Source organism: Pseudomonas sp. 8 R 14 (assembly GCF_900005955.1).
GTDB classification, from domain to species: Bacteria; Pseudomonadota; Gammaproteobacteria; order Pseudomonadales; family Pseudomonadaceae; genus Aquipseudomonas; species Aquipseudomonas marginalis.
This window is the reverse complement of the sequence record NZ_CVTH01000092.1, coordinates 299,459-305,828: the sequence shown is the minus strand read 5'-3', so window position 1 is coordinate 305,828 and position 6,370 is coordinate 299,459. Positions and strand designations below refer to the sequence as shown.

Genomic DNA, 6,370 nt, shown 5'->3' with positions numbered 1-6,370 from the left:
GGTTCATCACGGATTACCGGGAAAGACGCTCTTGATCTTCATGAAGAAGAATTCGCTATCCCGGTAACCGTACGCCATCCGTTTGATGACCTTTATTCGATTGTTTATTCCTTCCAACTGACCGGTGTGCATCGGCCAGCGAACCCGACTGACGATGCCCCGCCAATAACCCTTTAGCCGTTTGGCAAACTGGATCAGAGCCGGTATTTCACTTTCATATGCATGGCGCAGCCATTGCTTCCAGGCCGATCTCCAGGTCCAGGCAGTGCTCGGTGTCCAGAGCGTTTTGAGTTCAGCCTTCATCAAATAAACTGTCATCAGCGATTGGTTGGCCTCCAATAAATCCTGCAAATGGACCTGTTGTTCCGGCGTTTTCAGGTTCTGTGGGTTACGCAGCAACAGCCATCGTGCCTGCTTGATGACCTTGCGAGCCGGCTTGTTATGACGCAGCCGATTAGCTTCGTCGACGCGGACCCGATCAATCACCTCTCGGCCATATTTGGCCACCACATGGAAAAGGTCGTAGACCACTCGCGCTTTCGGGCAATGCTGGCGAACCTCCAGATCAAAAGCAGTATTCATGTCCATCGCCACCGCTTCGATTCGAGCGCAGCCCTCCGGCCCCAGCTCCTCGAAGAACGGCCTGACTGCCGCTCGGCTACGGCCTTCACCGATCCACAGCACTCGTCGTGTATCGGCATCCAGCACAACGCTGGCGTAACGATGACCTTTGAATAACGCGAACTCGTCCATGATCAGGCGTCGTGGTTGCGCCTTCGGCAACTCACTCAACACCGCCTGCAAGGCTCGACGCTCCAGCAACCGAACAGTGTCCCAATGCAGTCCAAACATCTGGGCCACGTGCAGGGTGGGAAGGCGCTCGCAGGCCTGAATGACCGCCTCGGCCAAGCGGCGCGTCATGCGGGCATAGCGATCCAGCCAACTGACGGCCTCCATGCGTTTTCCACAGTCGCGGCAGCCAACACGCCTGAGCAAAATGCTGAGGCGCACCGCGCGACCGAGAATGGGCAGATCACGAACGGTTCGCTCGCAATACTCATGAGTGGTTGAACAAGGTTTTTGGCAGCCGCCGCAGGAAGGGAATCGGGTGGCGTGGGGAATCAGATCGATCTTTAGAACGTCACCATCGGGCTTGATCGTGACGACAGAAAAGCCCTCCCAAAAAGGAAGGAAAGTATTAATATCACGCATAAGAACGCCGGTTTTTTAGATGTGTTTGCTCGCACGAACATCATCAATCAAATCGGCGTTCTTGTTTCTGTGTTTCCCGGGATTCCGTGATGAACCTTTTTTTTGGGTGTTCATTTCAGGTTCATAAAAAAAGGTGCGGTCCTCACAGAGGCCGCACCTTTTTTGTCAGCGCCTGGCTATCAGTTGCCCAGTGCCTTGGAGGCCAGCCAGAACAAGCCGGCCGAGAGGCCTACGGTCGCAGGCAGGGTCAACACCCAAGCCATCAGGATGGTCTTGACCGTGCCACCTTGCAGGCCGCTCTTGTTGGCGACCATGGTGCCCGCCACGCCGGAAGACAGTACGTGGGTAGTGGAGACCGGCAGGGCGAAGATATTGGCAAAGCCAATCATCGTGGCGGTGGTGATCTGTGCCGACATGCCCTGGGCATAGGTCATGCCCTGCTTGCCGATCTTCTCACCGATCGTCAGTACCACACGCTTCCAGCCCACCATGGTGCCCAGGCCCAGGGCCAGTGCGACCGCGAGGATCACCCAGAACGGCGCGTACTCGGTGGTGGCGGTCAGGTCTTTGCGTAGCTTGTCGAGGTCGGACTTCTCACGCGCATCAAGGCCTGGCAGCTTGCCAACTTTCTTTGCGGTGTCGTCCAGGCACAGCAGGTAGCGGCGAACTTCGATACGTTGATCGGCGTTCAGGGAGTGGTAGTCGGAGACACCTTTCAAGGTGCTGACGAGCGCATTGATGGTGGGCTCGGTCTGCTGCGGGTTGCACTGAAACTTGCCTGGCAGATCGTCTTTCACGCTTTTGCCCAGTGCCAGGAATTCGCCGAGCGTGGCGTTGTTACGCTGGTAGAACTGGCTCAAATGCACGGTAGCGTCGCGAGTGCGCTCGATCTGGTAGGTGGTGCTGCCCAGGTCGAGTACGAACTGCGCCGGCACGATACCGATCAGCACCAGCATGATCAGGCCGATGCCCTTCTGGCCATCGTTGGAACCGTGCACAAAACTCACGGCCATGGCCGAAATCACCAGGACCAGGCGATTCCAGAACGGCGGGTGCTTCTTGTCGTCGAGCTTGCGGCGCTGGTCCGGGGTCTTGTGCATCTTCGACAACGGGCGCCACCATTTCAGGCCGATCAGCACCAGGGCTGCGACCAGGAAGCCGGCCATCGGCGAGAACACTAGGGACGCGCCGATATCGACGGCCTTCTGCCAGTTCACACCGTCAGCCAGGGGGATGTCGTTGATCAGGGCATTGGCCAGGCCGACACCGAGGATCGAACCGATCAGGGTGTGGGAGCTGGAGGCGGGGATACCGAAGTACCAGGTGCCCAGGTTCCAGGTGATCGCCGCGGCTAACAACGAGAAGACCATCGCCAAGCCATGGCCGGTGTTCACATTGATCAGCAACTCCACGGGCAGCAGGTGCACGATGGCGTAGGCGACACCGACACCACCGAGCAACACGCCGAGGAAGTTGAACACCCCGGAGAAGAACACGGCCAGATGCGGCGGCATGGCTTTGGTATAGATGACTGTGGCCACCGCGTTAGCGGTGTCATGAAAGCCATTGATGAACTCGAAGGCGAGGACAAAGGCCAGGGCGAGCAACAGGCTCACGAGAACCCAAGCATCCAGTCCGCTGAATAAATCGATCATGAAGGTTTTCTGACCCGGTCGTAAGGGGGCGCGATTATGCCAGAAAACCTCGGTAATCGATGCACTAGCTGCTCATCGGTATCAATCTTCATCGAATCGCCATGGGCGAAAGCTGGCGATCCCAGGGTTTTCGGGGCTTTGGCAAGTCTTTGATTTATAAAGCCCAGGGCTGAAAGGACAGGGTTTTGTCACCAAATCGTCATGCCTGAAACATTTGTATGAAATTTTACAGACGATGGTGGGATTCAGGTCGGCTGGAGGATGGCTAAATGGCATCGCTGCAGGCAGGGCCCTGGACTCGCTCCGAAGCGCTTATGGCTCTTCGGCCTTGAGTTCCTGTTCAATCTTTTGGATTTCCTGGGCAAATGCCTGGTCGAGCAGGCTGGCTCGCTTGCGCCATGGTTTGCGTTCAGGTTCAGGCTGGGCGGCATAGGTGGTGACTTCCCCGCCGTAAACGTCCTTGTAACGTTGCTCCTGGCGCTCAAGTTCCGCGCGCAGTTCATCTTTCGTCACGTTGTTACCTAATTGAGTTGGGTGTAAGTACATGGCAGTGTTTGGCCTGAATGTCGCCCTCGGGTTGTTCCAACTTGAACCCACGAAGTGTTCAAGTTTGAATGAAAACGGGAGGCCACTGTTGGGCGGTCATTCCAGGCAGGTAGTTGCGATCGTCCATGCACGACCTGTGCATGGTTTGGCGAGTTCCAGCCTCAATATGAAACCGGGCTCTCCTCCGCACAGGATGCATTATAGCGGCGCATTTGAATAACACTATCGGCATAAAGTTAAAAAGCGTCAACTTTGTGTGAGTGTTTTGTTACGTCGACGCGTCAGTATTTGCTGAAATTCTGGCGTCATAAACTCAACAAGGAAACAAGCTATTAAATTAACGGCTTAACATCGCCGGGGACGTGGTTGATAGATCGCCCTCAGGCGTAGCGCTAAATTGCGATAATCGCATGATTGTCCGATAATCGCCCAATGTTGCGGGGCCTGCCTTGTGCATCACGGCCGGCCCGGCTTGTAATAGCAGCCCAATCCCCTGCGGTTGACAATAAGAGAAAGGAACCTGGCATGAACGATCAATTGCGCAACTCTTTCGCGTCAGTGGCGCCGCCGATCGTTGCCTCGCCGGCCAAGCGTATCCAGGCGTTTACCGGTGACCCCGACTTCATGACCTCCCTGGCTCGCGGCCTGGCGGTGGTGCAGGCGTTCCAGGAGCGCAAGCGCCACCTGACCATCGCCCAGATCAGCCACCGCACCGAGATCCCCCGCGCCGCCGTACGCCGTTGCCTGCATACCTTGATCAAGCTCGGCTACGCCACCACCGATGGGCGCACCTATTCATTGCTGCCCAAAGTCCTGACCCTGGGGCATGCCTACCTGTCCTCCACGCCATTGGCGGTATCGGCCCAGCCTTATCTGGACCGTATGAGCGAGCAACTGCACGAAGCCTGCAACATGGCCACCCTCGAAGGCGACGACATCCTCTACATCGCCCGTTCAGCCACCACCCAGCGCCTGATTTCCGTGGACCTGTCGGTGGGCGGACGGTTGCCGGCCTATTGCACCTCCATGGGCCGCATCCTGCTCGCGGCATTGGATGACGCCTCGCTGCAGGACTACCTCGACCATGCCGACCTGCAAACCAAGACCAGCCGCACCCTGACCACCCCTGAAGCCTTGTTCGAATGCCTGCAACAAGTGCGTCAGCAGGGCTGGTGCATTGTCGACCAGGAACTGGAACAGGGCCTGCGCTCCATCGCCGTGCCGGTGTATGACGCGTCCGGCCAGGTGCTGGCGGCGCTCAATGTCAGTACTCACGCTGGACGGGTCAGCCGCAGCGAGCTGGAGCAGCGTTTCCTGCCGAGCATGCTCAGTGCCAGCCGTGAGTTGAGTGCGCAGTTGTTTGCCTAAGGTGTTCGGTGACCGCACAGATCCCCGCTTGATCAATTGACGATGTTTCCCCCGGCTTATTACTGTGCGGCAGCGCTCTTGAGGGCGCCCCAATAATAATGACGGCCCCAGGCCGTTGGCCCGCCATCGGTGTGGAATAAGAATAATGAATCAGCCTTCTGTCGGTACCACCCTGGACGTGCAGTCCTTTATCAACACCCAGCCACTGTCCCGTTACCAGTGGCGCGTGGTGATCCTGTGTTTCCTCATTGTTTTCCTCGATGGCCTCGACACCGCCGCCATGGGCTTTATCGCGCCCGCGCTGTCACAGGACTGGGGCATCGACCGCGCCAGCCTTGGCCCGGTGATGAGCGCTGCGTTGATCGGCATGGTATTCGGCGCCCTGGGTTCCGGACCGTTGGCTGACCGTTTCGGGCGCAAGGTTGTGCTGGTGGGCGCGGTGCTGGTGTTTGGTGCGTTCAGCCTGGCCTCGGCCTACAGCAGCAGCGTGGATCAATTGCTGGTGCTGCGTTTTCTCACCGGGCTGGGCCTGGGTGCCGGCATGCCGAACGCGACGACCCTGCTCTCCGAATACACCCCTGAACGCCACAAGTCGCTATTGGTGACCAGCATGTTCTGTGGTTTCAACCTGGGCATGGCCGGTGGCGGGTTTATCTCCGCCAAGCTGATCCCGGCGTTCGGCTGGCACGCCTTGTTGATGATCGGCGGCATCCTGCCGTTGATCCTGGTGGTGGTGCTGATGCTGTGGCTGCCGGAGTCGGCGCGTTTCCTGGTGGTGCGCAACCGAGGCACCGACAAGGTGCGCAAAACGCTGTCGCCCATCGAACCCTCTATTGTTGCCCAGGCCACCGCCTTCAGCGTGCCCGAACAAAAAACCGTCAAGGCGCGCAACGTGTTCGCGGTGATTTTCTCGGGCACCTACAGCGTCGGCACCTTGCTGCTGTGGCTGACGTACTTCATGGGCCTGGTGATCGTGTACCTGCTGACCAGTTGGCTGCCGACCCTGATGCGCGACAGCGGCGCCAGCATGGAGCAGGCTGCGTTTATCGGCGCGCTGTTCCAGTTTGGTGGCGTATTGAGTGCCGTCGGCGTGGGATGGGCGATGGACCGGTTCAATCCCCACAAGGTCATCGGCACTTTCTACCTGCTGGCCGGGGTGTTTGCCTACGCGGTCGGGCAGAGCCTGGGCAATATCACCCTATTGGCCACCTTGGTGCTGGTCGCCGGGATGTGCGTCAACGGTGCGCAATCGGCGATGCCGTCCCTGGCCGCGCGCTTCTACCCAACCCAAGGCCGCGCCACCGGCGTGTCGTGGATGCTCGGCATCGGCCGTTTCGGCGCGATCCTCGGCGCGTGGATGGGCGCCACCTTGCTCGGCCTGGGCTGGAACTTCGAGCAGGTGCTCACCGCCCTGGTCATTCCGGCCGCTTTGGCCACAACAGCCGTGGTCATCAAAGGCATGGTCAGCCATGCGGATGCGACCTGAGATCAATCGATAGCCTGCCAACAATCCGTTCGATAATCGAACGCGGAGTCGATTATCGGATTGTTTGGCCGATTTCCCCGGCTTAATCTTCAAGCACTTCGGC

Annotated in this window: 5 protein-coding genes; 2 read left to right on the top strand and 3 right to left on the bottom strand. The window is 58.5% G+C overall.

All coding sequences use genetic code 11. The features are described 5' to 3' along the window. Nucleotides 1-6: 6 nt before the first annotated feature. The 3 genes from BFQ01_RS31010 to BFQ01_RS31000 form a co-directional block, all read right to left on the bottom strand. Nucleotides 7-1,212, bottom strand: coding sequence for an ISL3 family transposase (locus BFQ01_RS31010; RefSeq protein ID WP_065924102.1), 1,206 nt, complete (start codon nt 1,210-1,212; stop codon nt 7-9). A gap of 179 nt (nt 1,213-1,391) precedes the next feature. After that, nucleotides 1,392-2,867 (bottom strand): inorganic phosphate transporter, encoded by a 1,476-nt coding sequence (locus BFQ01_RS31005; RefSeq protein WP_065928286.1) that lies wholly within the window; start codon nt 2,865-2,867, stop codon nt 1,392-1,394. Nucleotides 2,868-3,179: 312 nt separating this feature from the next. After that, nucleotides 3,180-3,380, bottom strand: a complete 201-nt coding sequence (locus BFQ01_RS31000; RefSeq protein ID WP_003172389.1) for a hypothetical protein — start codon at nt 3,378-3,380, stop codon at nt 3,180-3,182. Nucleotides 3,381-3,938: 558 nt separating this feature from the next. On the opposite strand from BFQ01_RS31000, the gene pcaR reads away from it, so the two are divergent. After that, nucleotides 3,939-4,781, top strand: coding sequence for a pca regulon transcriptional regulator PcaR (pcaR, locus tag BFQ01_RS30995; protein ID WP_025855315.1), 843 nt, complete (start codon nt 3,939-3,941; stop codon nt 4,779-4,781). 145 nt (nt 4,782-4,926) lie between these two features. Continuing rightward, entirely contained in the window at nt 4,927-6,267 is a 1,341-nt protein-coding gene (locus BFQ01_RS30990) for an MFS transporter (RefSeq protein WP_065928285.1), read from the top strand. Nucleotides 6,268-6,370 lie beyond the last annotated feature (103 nt).